At 66.3% G+C, this 15,699-nt stretch carries 16 protein-coding genes and 2 pseudogenes; 10 read left to right on the top strand and 8 right to left on the bottom strand.

All coding sequences use genetic code 11. The features are described 5' to 3' along the window. The first annotated feature begins 202 nt into the window (after window positions 1-202). Genes AB0C46_RS13470 through AB0C46_RS13455 form a run of 4 tightly spaced genes read left to right on the top strand, consistent with a single transcriptional unit; the run spans window position 203 to window position 2,816 of the window. Entirely contained in the window at window positions 203-532 is a 330-nt protein-coding gene (locus AB0C46_RS13470) for a cupin domain-containing protein (protein ID WP_310726184.1), read from the top strand. Between the two features lie 16 nt (window positions 533-548). Then, window positions 549-1,088 carry a prephenate dehydratase domain-containing protein gene (locus AB0C46_RS13465; protein ID WP_362827962.1) on the top strand — a complete coding sequence of 180 codons (540 nt, stop codon included), beginning with the start codon at window positions 549-551 and terminating at the stop codon, window positions 1,086-1,088. After that, the gene (locus AB0C46_RS13460; RefSeq protein ID WP_310726186.1) at window positions 1,085-1,810 is read left to right on the top strand and encodes a hypothetical protein; all 726 of its coding nucleotides are present in this window, start codon (window positions 1,085-1,087) and stop codon (window positions 1,808-1,810) included. The genes AB0C46_RS13465 and AB0C46_RS13460 overlap by 4 nt, the downstream gene beginning before the upstream one ends. A 34-nt stretch (window positions 1,811-1,844) precedes the next feature. Next, the gene (locus AB0C46_RS13455) at window positions 1,845-2,816 is read left to right on the top strand and encodes a quinone oxidoreductase (protein WP_362827961.1); all 972 of its coding nucleotides are present in this window, start codon (window positions 1,845-1,847) and stop codon (window positions 2,814-2,816) included. Between the two features lie 34 nt (window positions 2,817-2,850). Here the strand turns inward: AB0C46_RS13455 and AB0C46_RS13450 are convergent, their stop codons facing one another. The 4 genes from AB0C46_RS13450 to AB0C46_RS13435 form a co-directional block, all read right to left on the bottom strand. After that, window positions 2,851-3,666, bottom strand: a complete 816-nt coding sequence (locus AB0C46_RS13450) for a thioesterase domain-containing protein (protein WP_362827960.1) — start codon at window positions 3,664-3,666, stop codon at window positions 2,851-2,853. Further along, window positions 3,659-6,316, bottom strand: coding sequence for an amino acid adenylation domain-containing protein (locus AB0C46_RS13445; RefSeq protein WP_362827959.1), 2,658 nt, complete (start codon window positions 6,314-6,316; stop codon window positions 3,659-3,661). The genes AB0C46_RS13450 and AB0C46_RS13445 overlap by 8 nt, the downstream gene beginning before the upstream one ends. 219 nt (window positions 6,317-6,535) lie before the next feature. Next, entirely contained in the window at window positions 6,536-6,781 is a 246-nt protein-coding gene (locus AB0C46_RS13440) for an MbtH family protein (protein WP_310726190.1), read from the bottom strand. An 830-nt stretch (window positions 6,782-7,611) separates the two neighbouring features. Further along, window positions 7,612-7,992 (bottom strand): nuclear transport factor 2 family protein, encoded by a 381-nt coding sequence (locus AB0C46_RS13435; RefSeq protein WP_362827958.1) that lies wholly within the window; start codon window positions 7,990-7,992, stop codon window positions 7,612-7,614. A 407-nt stretch (window positions 7,993-8,399) separates the two neighbouring features. Here AB0C46_RS13435 and AB0C46_RS13430 point away from each other — a divergent pair. The 6 genes and pseudogenes from AB0C46_RS13430 to AB0C46_RS13405 all read left to right on the top strand — a co-directional run. Beyond that, window positions 8,400-8,531: pseudogene (locus AB0C46_RS13430) on the top strand (sigma factor); the annotation flags it as partial. A 207-nt stretch (window positions 8,532-8,738) separates the two neighbouring features. Continuing rightward, window positions 8,739-8,855, top strand: coding sequence for a sigma factor (locus AB0C46_RS13425; RefSeq protein WP_362828135.1), 117 nt, complete (start codon window positions 8,739-8,741; stop codon window positions 8,853-8,855). A gap of 527 nt (window positions 8,856-9,382) precedes the next feature. Beyond that, window positions 9,383-9,571, top strand: a complete 189-nt coding sequence (locus AB0C46_RS13420) for a hypothetical protein (RefSeq protein ID WP_362827957.1) — start codon at window positions 9,383-9,385, stop codon at window positions 9,569-9,571. Window positions 9,572-9,985: 414 nt separating this feature from the next. Continuing rightward, window positions 9,986-10,117: pseudogene (locus tag AB0C46_RS13415) on the top strand (3-hydroxyacyl-CoA dehydrogenase family protein); the annotation flags it as partial. 124 nt (window positions 10,118-10,241) lie between these two features. Continuing rightward, the gene (locus tag AB0C46_RS13410; protein ID WP_362827956.1) at window positions 10,242-10,652 is read left to right on the top strand and encodes a hypothetical protein; all 411 of its coding nucleotides are present in this window, start codon (window positions 10,242-10,244) and stop codon (window positions 10,650-10,652) included. Further along, window positions 10,649-11,119 (top strand): type VII secretion system-associated protein, encoded by a 471-nt coding sequence (locus AB0C46_RS13405; RefSeq protein ID WP_362827955.1) that lies wholly within the window; start codon window positions 10,649-10,651, stop codon window positions 11,117-11,119. Before AB0C46_RS13410 ends, AB0C46_RS13405 begins: the two co-directional genes overlap by 4 nt. Here the strand turns inward: AB0C46_RS13405 and AB0C46_RS13400 are convergent. The 4 genes from AB0C46_RS13400 to AB0C46_RS13385 form a co-directional block, all read right to left on the bottom strand. Beyond that, window positions 11,013-13,109, bottom strand: a complete 2,097-nt coding sequence (locus tag AB0C46_RS13400) for a hypothetical protein (RefSeq protein WP_362827954.1) — start codon at window positions 13,107-13,109, stop codon at window positions 11,013-11,015. The genes AB0C46_RS13405 and AB0C46_RS13400 overlap by 107 nt on opposite strands. An 86-nt stretch (window positions 13,110-13,195) precedes the next feature. Continuing rightward, on the bottom strand, window positions 13,196-13,867 hold the full coding sequence (locus AB0C46_RS13395) for an ABC transporter ATP-binding protein (protein WP_362827953.1): 672 nt from the start codon (window positions 13,865-13,867) through the stop codon (window positions 13,196-13,198). Window positions 13,868-13,959: 92 nt separating this feature from the next. Next, window positions 13,960-14,298 carry a hypothetical protein gene (locus tag AB0C46_RS13390; protein WP_362827952.1) on the bottom strand — a complete coding sequence of 113 codons (339 nt, stop codon included), beginning with the start codon at window positions 14,296-14,298 and terminating at the stop codon, window positions 13,960-13,962. A gap of 585 nt (window positions 14,299-14,883) precedes the next feature. Then, window positions 14,884-15,660 (bottom strand): helix-turn-helix transcriptional regulator, encoded by a 777-nt coding sequence (locus tag AB0C46_RS13385; RefSeq protein ID WP_362827951.1) that lies wholly within the window; start codon window positions 15,658-15,660, stop codon window positions 14,884-14,886. Window positions 15,661-15,699: the final 39 nt, after the last annotated feature.

Below are 15,699 nucleotides of genomic sequence, written 5' to 3'. Positions count from 1 at the left end.
ATGCATGCCAACGGCTCCCGAATAGCCAGCGGTTGGTCGCGAGGGGCTTGCCGGGTGTCCTGTTGCCAGGACACCCGACGGTACGCTCTCCTCGTAAATCCGCGGGAGACACACGCGACCAGAATTACCCGACGACATCGGGTCACGCTTTCACCCATCCATTCTTGCCATATCGCGTCTCGCCAACTACAGGAGTATTAGAATGGCAGTGAAGAAGCATCGTTCGGGCACATCGGTGATTGCCGACATGTTCCCGAAGGGACGGGTCGAGTTCATCCACGGCAACACGATGACGGTCACCCTGTGGCAGTTCGACCAGGGCGGCGACGTGCCGCCCCACCAGCACCCGCACGAACAGATCGTGCATTGCATCGAGGGCACGTTCGAGGTGACGGTCGACGGCGAGGTCGTCGTGCTCGAGGCGGGCGACTCCGTGGTCATCCCCGGCGGTGTCGAGCATGCGGCACATGCGCGGACCGCCGCCCGAGGAATCGATATCTTCCACCCTGTACGCGAGGATTACCGACGCTGAAGTGAAGGGACTATTCGTGTCCAACAATGAACGCCGCCTACAGGTCCACACACTGGGACCGACCGGCACTAACTGCGAAGCCGCGGCACACTACTACCTGAAACAGCACAACCACAAGCAGAGCAGCGTCGTATTGCACGACACACTTGAAAACGCGGTCGACGGCGTTATGACCAACCCGGCCGACAGCTTACTGCTCGGCTGTGTCGTCTACCCGAAGCTGAACGAGATCGTCTTTCGGAACCTCAAGTCGATGTCGTTGCACGAATGTTTCGTGATGCCGACCCATCGAATGGTGCTCGCCGCGCGCGACCGGAGTCCGGTAGGGACAGTGCTGAGCCACCCTGCGCCGGTCAACCTCATCGAGGACCGCGACTACGACATCCGGCTCGTGACGAGCAACGCCGCGGCCGCGCTGGAGTGTTCCACTGGTGGAGCGGACGCATGCATCACGACCAGTGTCGCCGCCGAGGCGAACAACCTCGAGATCCTCGAGGACTTCGGCCCGGTACAGATGGGCTTCAGCATCCACCTGCCACACGGAACCACGCTGTGACCGCAGACACCGGGGCACCGCTCGACGAGACGTACCGCCTGGTCGCCAAAACGGTGCAGGAGCACGGTATCTCCACCCCCGCGATCGCAGACGTGCTCGATGCGTTGGGAATCACCAACCGCGTGCTGGACTCGCGGCTACACCGCCTGTCAGGTGATGACCGGATCTTCTTCGGCGCCGCGTACACCGTCAGCTGGGTGGCGGTACGCAAGGGCCCGAGCATCGTCGCCGCCTCGCCGAGCACATGGCAGGAGGTCCGTGACTTCCTGGTACCACAGGTCGTCGACGGGCGAGGAATGGTCTACGTCGCGGGCTCCGGGCCGCTGGTCACCGACGCCGCGCTCGCGGGCGGGCTGTCCACAACCTATCTGCTCGAACGGCTCCGGTTCGAGGGGATCGTGCTGGGCGGCGCCATCCGCGACCGGGACGTCGTCGCACAGAGCACCCGTCCGGTCATCGCGAGCAACTACGTCCCGACCGACACCCAGGGCGCGTACCGCGTCGAGTCGGCCGGCGGCACATGCTTGATCAACCACGTGCTGGTGCACACGGGCGACTGGGTCTTCTCCGACGGAAACGGCACGGTGGTGGTGCCGGCGGCCCGGCTGCACGAGGTGCTGGCCGCGGCCACGGCCACCGGACGCACCGAGCAGGACGTCCTGCGGCGTATCCGGGCCGGCGAGCGACTGCCAGACGTCATCGACGAGGTCGGCACCATCTAGCCCCCTAGCCCCAACACCCGAGAAGGAGGCCGCAATGCGTGCGGTCGCCGTATACCGGCATGGCGGTCCCGAGGTGCTGACACTGACCGAGTGGGCCACACCGGTCGTCGGTCCCGGCGACGTGCTCATCAACGTCGCCGCGATCGGCGTCAACTACCACGAAATCTACGAACGAAGCGGCCTCTATCCACGCGAGCTGCCCTACGTCCCTGGCCGTGAACTGGCAGGCACTGTGGCTGCTGTCGGGGCCGACGTCACCGACCTCGCGGTCGGTGACTTGGTGGCCACGGCTGACGTGCCGGTGCCCGGCGCCTACGCCGAACAGGTGGTACTGCCCGCCGACCGCGTCATCCGGGTGCCCGAGTGGGCGAGCGCCGAACAGGCCGCAGCGGTGCTGTTGCAGGGTCTCACGGTCCACGCTCTCACCCAGGACAGCCATCCCGTACGTCCGGGTGAGACGGCTCTGGTGCACGCCGCGGCGGGCGGTGTCGGGCTGCTGCTCATCCAGGTGCTGCGGTCGCTCGGCGTCCACGTCATCGGGACCGTGTCCACCGCGGCGAAGGAGGAGGTGGCCCGGCAGGCGGGGGCGCACGAGGTCATCCGCTACACGGAGGTCGATTTCGCCACCGAGGTCAGCAGGCTCACCGGCAGCGATGGCGTGGATGTCGTCTACGACGCGGTCGGCAGGACAACCTTCGAGGGAAGCATCGCCTCGCTGCGTCCACGAGGCACTTTCGTCCTCTATGGACAGTCCAGCGGCAAGATACCGCCCATCGACCTGAGCGTCGGCACGCGCGACTCGATCAAGCTGACCCGCCCCTACCTCCCGGACTTCATCGCGACCCCCGACGAGTTGCAGGCTCGAGGCGCCGCGGTGTTCTCCTGGATGCTCCGGGACAACCTCAATGTCCACATTGGAGGACGCTACCCACTGGCCGACGCGGGCACCGCACAAGCGGACCTCCAGCAGCGCCACACCATCGGCAAGCTGCTGCTGACACCCTGACGGGTCAGGGCCCGGTTTCGGTCCGGCAGCGGTGCTACGCCCCCAGCAGGGTCTGGCTGACAAACCCCGGGACGTCGTTGCCTTCTTCGGTCAGGTAGAAGTGACCGCCGGGGAAGACCTTGGTCGTGAACGGCGCCGAGGTGTACTCGCTCCATCCCTCAACGGTTTCCAGCGGAGCCCGCCAGTCGGATTGCCCGACCAGCCCGGTGATCGGGCAGTCCAACGAGGGTACGGTGGCGACGCGGTGACGCTCCCAGAGCTGGAAGTCGGCGAGGACAACCGGTACCAGCTCGTCCATGACCTCCTGGTCCGCGCTCACCTCCTCGTCGAATCCCCCGAGGCTGAGCACAGCGGCGTGGAACTCCCGCTCCGGGAGGTCGTGCAGCTTCGGCCCGGCCCAGATCACTTCGGGCGTGGACTGGGCGGACACGAACAGCCAGGTCGGGCAGGGGCCGCCCTGTAGCTGCAGCGCCCTCGCCACCTCGAAGGCCAGCAACGACCCGCAGGAGTGCCCGAAGAAGGAGAACGGCCCGGTGAGCGCGGGGCGCAGGTCCGCGACGATCTCCTTCACCAGTTGGCCGACGTCCGAGGCCGAATCCTCTGCGATCCGGTTCTGCCGACCCGGCAGCTGCACGGCCGCAAGTTCGATGTCCCCCGGCAACCTGCGCGCCCAGCTCGCATACGCGTTGGCGCCGCCGCCCGCATGGGGGAAGCAGACAATCCGGTGCCGTGCCTCGGGCCGCCGCGCACGCCACAGGTATCGGTTCTCGGGGACCAGACGTCCCTTGAGGCCAGGTCGTTGGATGCGCACAATGCCCTCCGCGAATGTGGAACGAGCAGGATCAGTCATGAGGCGCGGTGTCCACTGCCGCCTCGTCGCTCAGCGCCGCGATGGTCTGTAGGCGGAACAGGGCCTTGGCTGAGATCGACACACCCGCAGCCCGAGCCTTGGCAACGACCTTGATCCCGAGGATGGAGTCACCGCCAAGCTCGTAGAAGTTGTCGGTCAGCCCGACGCGGTCGATGTCGAGGACATCGGCCCAGATCCCGGCGAGCAGGCGCTCGTCGTCCGTTCGAGGCGCGACGTAGTCCTCAGTGTCGGTGGTACGTTCCGGGGCCGGCAGCGCAGCCCGGTCGACCTTGCCACTCGGGGTGAGCGGGAACTCGGCGAGCAGTACGACGACCGCGGGCACCATGTACTCAGGGAGTCGGTCCCCGACGAAGTCCCGCAGCGCGACCGGCTCAGGCTGGCGTCCCGGCTCGGGGCGAACGTAGCCGACGAGGCGCTTGTGCTCACCGTCGTCGTGCGCGATCACCACTGCCGCTTCGACGTCCGGGTGTTGCTGGAGCACGAGCTCGATCTCGTTCGGCTCGATCCGGAAGCCGCGGACCTTGACCTGGCGATCGATCCGGCCGACGTACGCCAGCGCGCCCTCCGGCGACCATCGCACCAGGTCACCGGTGCGGTACAGCCGGTCCCCCGGTGCGTTGCCGAAGATGTTGGGCAGGAAGCGTTCCGCAGTGAGGTCCGGACGAGCCAGATAACCTCGCGCAACCCCTGGCCCGCCGATGAAGAGCTCACCGACCACACCCATCGGTACCGGGTTCAGCCGTTCGTCGAGGACGTGAACGCTGGTATTCACGACCGGACGGCCGATGGGCACCGTGCGATGCTCGTCAATCCGCTCCACCAGGTGCCAGGTGGCGAAGGTGGTTGTCTCGGTAGGCCCGTAGCTGTGGATCAGGCGCTGCGGTGGACCCGCCGCCAACGCCTGCGCCACCCGGTCCGGATTGACTGCTTCACCACCGAAGAGCAGGTGGCGCAGAGTCCTGAACGCATCGGGCTGCGCGGCAACAACCTGGTTGAACACCGCCGTTGTGAGCACGAGTGTGCTGATGCGATGCCGAGTCAGCGCCTCTGTCAGCGCCATCGGGTCGAGCATCGTGTCCTTGTCGATGACCACCATCCGGGCGCCCGCGGCCAGCGGCGCCCAGATCTCGAAGGTCGCCGCGTCGAACGTCGCATCGGCACCTTGGGCGACGACGTCATCGGGCCGCAGCGGAATGTAGTCAGCGTCGCAAAGCAGTCTGGTGATCGAAAGATGCTCGACCACTGTCCCCTTCGGCCTGCCGGTCGAGCCCGAGGTATAGATCACGTACGCCCCGTCACGCTCGGAGACCGGGATGGCGGGCGGCGCAGTGGGCTGGGCGGCCAGGTTCTGTTCCTGTTCGTCAACCAAGATGAAGTCGGCGTCGGTTGCCTCACGCACCTTCCCGGCCAGCGCGCTTTCCGTCACGCACACCGACACATCGGCGTCGCCAAGCATGAAGCTCAGCCGCTCAGTCGGGTACCCGGGGTCCAGCGGCAGGTAGGCGCAGCCGGCGCGAAGGACGGCAAGCAGTGTGGTGACCAGCCCCGGGCCGCGCGGCAGGCACACGGCGATGACATCGCCCCGCCGAACCCCGGCAGACACCAGCAGATGGGCCAGTTGGTTGGCCCTGGTGTCCAACTGCCCATACGTCATCGTGTCAGTGCCGGCGACGACCGCGACCGCGTCGGGCTGCAACCAGGCTCGCTCGCTGACCAACTCGTGTACGCACGGCCATGCCTGCAGTTCCACCTGGTTGACGCCCCACTCGTCGAGCAGTGTGTGCCGCTCCTCCCCGTCCAGCAAGGGAAGGTCGCCCACCGGCCTCGCCGGATCCCGCACGGCGGCAGTCAGCAGCACGACCAAGTGTCGGGCCAACCGCTGGATGGTGGCTGTCTCGAACAACCCCGGGTCGTAGGCGAGGGTGCCGACTAGCTCGCCGGTACCGGTCAGATGGCAGTGGATCGTGAGGTCGAATGGCTGAGGCACCTCGATCACATCGTCGTCTCCTACTACCACCAGCACCTGTGTCAGGGGAGAGCCGCTATCGGTGCCGTGGGGTGTCAACGCGTCCACAAGCCTGGAGAAAGGCAGGTCTGCGTTGGCCACCGCGTCCGTGACAAGCTGGACGTTCTGCTCGATCAACCGCGTGAACGGGTCGTCCAGCTGGACTGTCGACCGTAGGACGATGACATTGGCGAAACGACCGTCTGGGTAGTCGAGTGTGCGGCCGGTCGCCACGGTGGCCAGAGGGGTGTCCTGCTGCCTGCCGTAACGGGAGAAGAGCACCTGAGATGCGGAGAGGAGGACGGTGAACAGCGTCCCGCCAGCTCTGCTCGCCAGTTCGTTCGCCCTGTCGACGACCTCCGCTGGCACCCGGAACTCGGCGGCGGTGCGCGCCGTGCTTGGCACAGCCGGCCGTGGCCGGTCGGCTGGCAGCCGCAACACCGGGAGGTTGTCGAGCTGGTTGAGCCAGTAGTCCTGCTGTTCGGCGAGGTGAGCCTCGGTGAGCCGGTCGCGTAACCCGGTCCTCTCGCCGGCATCAGCACTGTGCTGGCTGCCATCGGGCAGACCAGCACCGACGTCGTTGCGGTGAGTCTTCGCATCGGATTTGAGCAGGCCCTCGGACATATCACTGCTTTCCCTTCACGTTCATTGCCTGCGATAAGCCCGACAGCGCAGCGCTAGGACAGTGGCCTCATGGGTTCCGCGGTTTCCTGATCCATACTGTGCGTTGCGCAACGTCCCCATGGAGTTGACGGCTTTCTGCCGGAGGCCGACCCGGTTGTGCGGCACCTCGCGAAGGCCAACTCGTCCGGGATCTACAGACCATTCCCGGTCACCATGCACTCAGCTGGCGGAATTCGCGCCCTTTCTGTCGTCCGCGGCCATAGCCTCGCGCAGGCTCCGCGGACGGAGGTCAGTCCAGTTCTTCTCGATGTAGTCGAGGCACTGCTGCCTGCCATCCTCGCCGAAGACAACCCGCCACCCCGCTGGCACCGGAGCGAACGTCGGCCAGAGCGAGTGCTGCTCCTCATCATTCAACAGCACGAAGAACCTGCCGTTGGCGTCATCAAAAGGGTTGTCGCCACTCACTGATCATTCCTCTCTCGATGGGGACGCGTTCGACTCAGTCCAGCCGGATCGCATCGACCGCTATCGCACGTTCCAGCTTATTGCGGTCAAGCCTCCGGCAATTCGAGTCGACGATGTCACCGATTCGTACCGCGATGTTGAACAACAGCGACGACGCCAAGCCGTGCGGGTGCTCGGTGCCGCCTTACAGATAAATGCCGACCGAGAAATCCGACATGGTCACCAGTCGGTAGCGCCACGGAAAGCGACAGGTTAACTGGACGAAATCCAACACCCACGACGTCGTACGCGTCGCCTGCGTCATCATTCATGAGAATGAAACGCCCCCAAGCAACGCCGCACGCACGTCGCTGGAACTTCCGTACACGACGTTGTCCAATGTCGGTTATCCACGCTAGCGATCCGATCGCGATCACTCAACCGAAAGGAAACCATCCGAGGGTCTCCGGGGCGGCCAGATCATGCCGAGCGCCTTTGTATCGTCGGAGCAGTCGATCTCCCATCTGTCCCGTCGACAGGACAGGACAGGACACAAGCTCTGACACGATCCTGATGCCACAAGCCACCAGATGCGAAATCCCCCAAGAATTGACCACCGTAATGCTCGCGTTAGCCGACCTAAGGGCTTACAGATCATTAACACGTCGTCTTGATCTTGTTGCTGAACTCACCTCGGATCGACGATGAGTTGAAGGCTTCGCCGATGCTGGCTCCGTGCCGGCCCGCCGTCGGGATCGCACCCACGCTCGGTGACGCCGAACTGGTCACCCTCGCCCTCACTCCGACAGCTTCGGCCACGGACGATCCGGGGCGTTCGCCATGGCCGTGAGCTAAACGGCGGGCATGGAGAAGTATGTGTCTCGGTGCGTGAACAGCCCGCCTTCCCCCACGGTGAAGAAGTCCGCGAAGCCGACGGAGATACTGCGTCCATCCTTGAGCTGCCCACGGAACTCGCCTCGCGTGGATACCTGCGCGTCCTCCGATATGACGGTGAACAGCTTGTGGTGGCCGTGCTCGATGATGCGCTGCCCCGTGTAGAAGGCGCGCATGGCCTCACGCCCATGGATGGCGGGGTAGCCCGGCCGCTGGTAGACGGCATCGTCGGAAAAGAGGGCGAGCAGCCCGTCTATGTTCTTCGCATCCACGAGGTCGTAATAGCGGCGCACAAGCGCGCCGTGCTGATTTGTAGTGGACTCGGCGTAATCACTCACGGAGTCTTCAGGTTCCCTTCTCAAACGATGTGCACGTCCGTGACAGCCAAAGAAGGCCACCCCTGAGGCTTTCCGCAAACGCAGCAAAAAAATCGGGTACATCACGGCCCTGTAGTTGCGAGGCGCGAGGGGTGGATGGCCGCAACCGTATCGCTTTGCCGCGGGAGTGGCAGTGGCGACAACTGTCGATGAGCCTGCGCCAGACCGCCGTCATCCGCCGTGCCCACCGCACCTCAAGCCCAGAGAGCCAACGGCCCATGGTCCACTTTGCTTTCGCCGGACGCTGCTCCACCGAGGACCTCCATCGACCGCGACAACGAGGCCCACGACCTGCTCATATCCATCTTCGGCAGCAGCCCTTCCGCCCACGACCGCGCCCGCAACCCCCACATCGTGGCGTCGAGAAGTTGCTGAATGATCGCCACGCCGCGGAGGACATCGTCCAAGAAACCCTCATTCGCGCCTGGCATCACCTGGAGCGGCTCTACAGCACCGAGGGCTCCGTGCGGGGCTGGTTGCTCACTGTGGCACGCAACCTGTCGACCGGCTGCGCAGTGCCACCCACCGCCACGAAACCATCGGCTGCGGCAACTCCCTTATGAGCACCGTGAGGTGTTTCTGCACACCTACCTGGGCGGCAACTCATCTGAGGGAATTCCTGATCACGTCGTCACTTCCACGTGCGGCTCAGGTCGCACAGCCGCTACTCGACGCTAGCCCAGATTGCGTGACCCAGGTCATAGCATCTGTCGTCAACGCTGCCGAAACTGGCGGAGGAGGTCGTGCAGGAGGTATTCCTGCGGGCCTGGCGCGCCTCGGACTCCTTCGACAGCAGGCGGGGGAGCTTACGGACCTGGTTGTAAACCCTCACCCGCAACGTGATTGTGGACGCACACCGACGCCGGGAGATCCGGCCGGCCGTGCCCCGTGCGGAGGAGGCGGGCCGGAACAAGGCGGCTGCGGGTATTGATCCGTATGACCAGTTGCTTGGTGCGGGGCAAGCCGCTGCCCGCTCCTCTCGCCCGCCATGTGGCGTCGTGCGAGGGATGCTCAGGGGAAGCGGAAGGCGTGCGCCGGGTGGTGCGGACCTTCGAACGTGCGGACTTCCTCCGTGTCCCGTCCGCCCTCCCCGACGTCAACCGGACATCCGCCGTTGCCTCGTCGCAGCCGCGGGAACGCATCCGCCGCCGGGTGGCGGCCGGAATCGCGTCCTTGGTACTTGCGGCATGCGCAGCCTTCGTGACCGTCATGGCGACCTCCGGCAACGACACCCACAGATCCGTCGCCTCGGTCCATGTCGCACAGGAGGGTGAGATGATCTCGCACCCCTGGGGCACTGAGATCCCCGTGTCGTTGTCCGGGCTGCTGGACAGCGGCACCCTACCGGCTCATGACAGGCAACGCCCGTGGCGACCGGGTGCAGGCCGGCAGCGTGCAGGCCAGCGGGCAGGGCGATGCCCTGATGCGCGTCCGCCTGACTACCGCCATGAGTAAGGACACCATCACCACGCTGTACGTCCAGGACGCGGACGGGCACTTCGTCGACCGAGCCCCAGTGGGCCCGCATCGCGATTCCTGAAACGGGACGTCATCCTGCCCCGTCCTTGACCGCCCCGAATGAGGGCCGGTTGCATGCCTGCCGCTTTCCTCAACGCACCTCACAGGTGCCCCTTATATGGAGGTTTGTTATTGATTTCGATCAGAAGGATTGCGGCAGCCGCCGCGGTGCTGACTGGCATCGGTGACACGGCCCTCGGAGTGGTGAGCTTCGCCCAGGCCGAACCGTCGCACCCGGCCACCGGTCGGCACAGCGGAGTGACGCGTCACCGCAGACCACACTGAAGCACTTCGCTCACTTCATGCCCGGGGCGGGCAAACGGGGCCTCGCCGCCATGGACGAGCGGTTCGATCAAGGTCCACAATCGAATGTCCCTGAGAAGTCCCTGGGCGCCCGGAAGCCCCCGGACGGGCCATGAAACCGCAGGTCAGAGCGGTAGCCGCGCGGATTGACGGCATGTACCACGAGTACAAGGAACCCCTGTACGCCGCTCCCCCGCTGCTCGCCCGGATGGTCGACGCGGGACGGCTGGGGCGGAAGTCGGGGTCGGGGTTCTACTCGTACTGAGGGGGCGCGACGGCACCGCCAAGGGATGCCGAACCCCCAATACGAGCCTCATATCCCCAAAAGGCGCGTCGCTCCCGCCCCCTGAAGCACCGCCCTCCAGTCAACTGCCCGATGGATGGACCCTATGAGTGGCTCCCTGGTCCCCGACTGTTTCGAAGTCCTCGCCTTCAACGGCGACCAGCAGGCCGACGGCGTCCTGCGCTGGGAGGGCGAAAACTACGATTTCACCGTGACCGCCGACGGCCCTTGGGGGCATGTCACCGGCAGAGCGGATGACTGCTTCGAGGCGCTCACCCGCATCCGCGAGCAGATCGAACCCCAGGGGTGGCTCCTGGGTGTCAACGGCTCGCGTCGCGACACCTGGCCCTCCGGGATGTGCCGTGATACGGGGGGTTTCCTCGTCTGCCTACTTAGGCCCGGCCTTCGCCCCACCGGCGCCGATCGCATCCAGACCTTCCACCCCGCACCCCGCGAGACGCTGGCCACTGTCGCCGAGCAGATCGCCTTCGAAGAGCAGTGGAGCCAGTCGCTGTGACCACCCCGTCCAGCTCTGCCCCCGCAGTTCCCCCGGTCACCGAGGCTCTGCGCACCCAGGCCGCACAGCAGCGCGGCGGCTACGTGTACGCGATCGACCCGTACTTCGCCCCTAACGGTGCCGTCCCCCCGTACGGCATCGTCGGCGGCTGGTCCGTCGACAGCTCCGGCCAGCTCGTTTCCTTCACGCACAACCCGAACTACCGCCCGTCGCCGAGGGCGTTGGAGTTCCCGACCCCGGTCACCGCCCTGGACGAAGCCCTGCAGCGCGCCGTCACCGGTTACGGCAGCGAGCAGGAACTCCTCGCGGCCTTCCGCGACGCCACGCTCCTCCTGTTCACCCAGGAGGGGCAGACCGGCCTCAGTCGGCCCGGGGCCGCCAGGTCAGTGCGCGTCGTGCGGCTGTGGAACCGCCCGCAACTGTTGCGGCTGCGGCCAGGAAGCCCGTTGCTGTCAGGACTGCCGTGATGAGGTTCCACGACAGGGTTGCTCCGCTCTCTCCTCCGGTGAGCGGCTGGACCAGGACGACGTGAACAAAGGCGCCGACGGCCCCAGCGCCCAGAAGCGGGCCCCCGAGGCACCAGAACGCCGTCGTATGGAACACCTGACTGCGTCCGGTGAGCACGGTGAGTGGGGCCAGCGTTTGCGAGAACCGCAGAAATTCCGAGAGGGCGGCGAGCGCCATGGCAGTGAGCAGAACGAGCGTGCCGATGGTGCCGAGGAAGGGAATCCAGCGTGACTGATAGCCGACGGTGAAGGATTTGGCTCCGTCTTCCGCCACCGGCTCGGTGAGTGCCTTCACACTCAGGTACAGGTGGGCGGCGCGTTTGACGGCCGGGATATCCATGGGCTTGTCGATGTCGGTGAAGACCACGGCCTGCAAACCTTCGGCACGGTTGATGACACTGACCGGACCGGTGCGCACCGCAGCGGGGGTCTGGCCGAAAGTCTGGTAGCCGGAGACTCGGAGGCGCTTGTCGAGTTCCCCGTACGGCACTTCGGCCTCTTGCCCAGCGGGAGGGCACGGGAGCCGTAGGGCGCGGAGGCTGCTGCACGGCGCTTGGAGGACACGGCTGGCGCTGGAACCGTCGGGCTGGATGTTCCCCGTACCGATGGCGACCGTGTGCGCCCCTTCGGGAAGTGCGGCGGTGAAAGCGTCGGTGAGCCGCGTTGCCGAAGTCTGCACGAGCGCCATGCTCCGGCCCTGCGCGGAGTTCAGCTGCTCCTCGTCTCCGGAGCGGGCGAACAGAAGACTGGTGATGATCTGGGTCTGGCCGATGACGCCGATGGCGATGATCATTGCGGCCACCAGACGGACCACCATGCCAGGTCGGGCCGCCGTAGTGCGGGCGGCGATCAGGCGCGCCGGGGCACCACTGTGATGAGGCGACTTCGAGGCCCGGCCGCTGATACGTGACGCGGCCCAGCCGATCACCCAGGGAAGCGTCACCCACACGCCGACGACCGCGAACAGATAAGCCGCCGCGGAGCGTTGTGCACCGAAGGACCTCGACGTCAGAGCCAGGACGAGAAAGGCGGGACAGGATCCCAGGGCCAGCAGCCGCAGCAGCCCGCTGCCTGCCGCACGAGGCCTTGTCGATGCCCCTTTGCGCGCGGCAGCAGGACGCAACAAGAGGATCAGTGCGAGCATCCCCACCGCGGAGACGGCCACGGCAGCCGCCAGAGTCACGCCCACGCGACGCAGGTCCCTTGCGTACAGGGTGTAGTCGATCCACGGCAGTTGGATATCTGCCAGCAGGAAAGGAACGGTGCACAGGGCTGCGAGAGCGGCCCCTATGCAGACGGGCCGGACCGCGGCCCCGATGTCCATCCAGGCGCGTGCCGCCCGGCCGGCACCGAGAGTGTGCAGCAGAGCATCGCGACGGTCCCTTCCCGCAGCGCCCATCCTGGCCGCCGCTGCCGCCAGCCCCAGAGCCGGAAGTCCCAGCAGCACGCCGATGATGGCCATCATCGACGAACGGGGGCCGACGATCCGCAGGTCGCCGAAGACCGGGCCGGGGCCTCCGTACCCGGTGATCCCTGCCATCCGTGCGGTGCCCAGCATCGCCGTGGTGGGACGCACATAAGCCAGCCGTTCGCCCGGTGATGCCAGGCCCTCGGCGGAGACGGTTCCGACGCTGGTGCCATACCGGTGGGTGAAATCCTCACTGGCGGGCCCCTCGGCCAGCGCCGGCGACAACAACACCTCACCGGGGGCCGGCCAGCGCGCGACCCCCGGCGGCAACGGCGCATCCTTGGTCAGCGGAGCGATGACGACCACGGTGAACTGGCGCCCTTGATAGCTGTCCCAGTACCGGCTCCACAGAGCCGAGGCCCGGTGCCCGTGATCCGCAAGGGTGGGTACGCGCGCCGCCCCGCGCTGCTCGCGCCCCTCCCACGTCGCAGCGGTCGCGACCAGCGAGCAGAGCATGCCGGCGACGACCGCGGTGGCGGCCAACAGCGCCCAGAAACGGGCCCGGCCGCCCTCGGCGGTCCGCCCGGCTGCCCGGCCGATGCGGAGCATGTGGTGGATCCGACCACGCTTCATCGTGCACCTGCCAGGGCGCCTTGTTCCAGCTGCAGGACCCGGTCGGCCCGGTGTGCCACAGCGGGGTCGTGGGTGACGACGAGCAGCCCGCACCCGCGTGCGGCGGGTACGGCGAACAGCGTTTCGGCCACCCGGTCGCGCGATGCCTCGTCAAGTGCACCGGTGGGCTCGTCCGCCAAGAGCAGTGCGGGGCTGCCGATCAGCGCCCGCGCCACGGCCACCCGTTGGCGCTCACCGCCGGACAGCTCACTGGTGGCGGTGTCAGTGACGGGCACACCGAGTTCCTCCAGAAGTTGACGGCTGTCGCCATAGGCACGGTCGCGGTCCACGCCGTCCAGCAGGGCGGCCAACGCCACATTCTCCACCGGAGAGAGTTCGGGCAGCAATTCCCCGAATTGGAAGACCATCCCCATGTGCTTCCTGCGGTGCTCAGCCAGGCGGCGTCCTCGCAAAGTGACGACATCGCATCCAGCGACCATGACTGATCCGGAATCAGGTCGCACGAGCCCCAGAAGGACGGAAAGGAGTGTGCTTTTCCCGGACCCTGAAGGGCCCATGACAGCGACGGACTCACCTGCGCTCACGGCAAGTTCGAGCCCGTCGAGCAGGCGTCGGCCCCCGACCTCGTACCCCAGCTCGCGGACTTCAAGGGGCAACGCATCCGACACGCCATCTGCCTTTCAGAGGAAGAGAATCAGCAATGCGCTGCCCGGGCAAAGAGCGTCCCGGGCAGCGCGATATCACAGCGGGCCGCTACGACCTAGTGGTCGTCGCTCCACCAGTTGGAACAGTCGTCCGGCCACTTGTCGATTTCGGTGCAGACTCGCATGTCCCACACCCTTCCACCCTGATTGCTGTACACCTTGGTGCCCTGCCCACTGTGATTCCACAGTGTGTACAACTCAGTGCTCGGGCTGTTGCGGTTGTACTCAGCCTTTACGGAGTTGCCGTCTCCCTTGGTGTCCTGCAGGCCGACCTGAGACCCACCCGCCGTACGCCACGCATGCGCACCAGACGTGTACCGGTCCATGTCCGCGAAGGCGGTGGTGGACCCTGCCGCTATGGCGACCCCCGCGACCACCACAGCTGCCCGTGACATCAATCTGCCGGATCTCTTCATGGAACTTCTCCCGTTGTCGTGCAGACACCCGCCGGCAGAAGCCGACGGGCGATGAACGCTGGTGATCTTTACAGTCCACAAAGGCAGTACACAGTCACATTCTGGCCATTGTGTTTACACAGTGGCCGCTCCCTCTGAATTCGAACATGTCCCTGCGTAGACCACTAAGCGGAATTACGCACTCCCGCACCGACATCCACACCGGGTGTCATGAGCCTTCCCGCGCAAGGGGCGAGCCGCCCATCCCGCGATCTCCGAAGGGCTACGTTGGCCCATGCACCGCAAGGGGACTCCGCTCCTTCGCGGGACTCACGCCCTCACCTGAAGCAATCATTCCGTTCAACTGCCACTCCCGGCAGTTCTCGAAACAATCGGCCTGAATGAGAGGTCGTTGGATTTTGGGAGGTGACGGTGGGTTATGGGGGTCCGGCTGCGCCGTCGAAGGCAAGGCTGGGTCCTGGATTGCGGGGTCCGCATCGAGGAGTTGCTTGCGGAAGCCGGGAATCGACTACCGCCGCCTGTACGACTGAACGCAAAATCCCGGATCGGACAGGCCGCCCGGGCTCACGGCATTGCCGTTGACCGGCCAGGCCCGCTGACCGACCCCCGGTGTGTTCCCGGGGTGCATCCGAAGGTGCGGTGGAAGACGTCGATGAACGCGCTGGCGGACGACCAGCCGCACCGGTGCGCCACGGCGGTCACCGGGGTGTCCTCCGCCAGCAGGACCAGCGCGTGGTGGAGACGCAGTTGGGTACGCCACTGCGGGAAGGTCATGCCGAGGTCGGCCTTGAAGAGGCGGGACAGGGTCCGGTCGCTTGCACCGACCTGCTTGCCCAGGGTGGCCAGGGTGCGGTTGTCGGCCGGATTGCTGCACAGGATCGCGCACAGTTCCCTGAGTTGGGGAGTGGTGGGGGCGGGCAGGTACAGCGGCTGCTGGGGCGAGGCGCGCAACTGATCGACCAGTACGGCCCGTAGTCGCCCGTATTCGGGGCTCTCGTCGTGCGGGGTGCGGGTGCAGGCGAGGATCAGCTCACGCAGCAGGGGGCCGACGCTCAGCACGGTCGGCTCGCCCAGGCCGAGCGGGTTGCTGTTCGCGGGCAGGCCGACCAGGTGCAGTTCGAGTTCTCCGTGGGCCCGGTGGGCGTGCACCGTGCCGGCCGGTACCCAGATGGCACGGGTGGCCGGCGCGATCCATGAGCCCGCGCTGGTGGTGATGGCCAGCACTCCACGGCTGGCGTAGACGATCTGGTGGTCGTCATGGCGGTGGGCGTCGATACCGGCTCCGGGGGCCAGCCACTGGCTGCGGGTCGGCGCGACCGGCTCATGGCGGATCTTCGTCATGGGTTGGCAGATTATCGGAAGCGCGACAAGCGCCGCAGC

The sequence above is a fragment of the Streptomyces sp. NPDC048637 genome (genome assembly GCF_040650675.1).
GTDB lineage: Bacteria > Actinomycetota > Actinomycetes > Streptomycetales > Streptomycetaceae > Streptomyces.
Note: the sequence above shows the minus strand (reverse complement) of the source record. Positions and strands in the feature narration are given on the sequence as shown.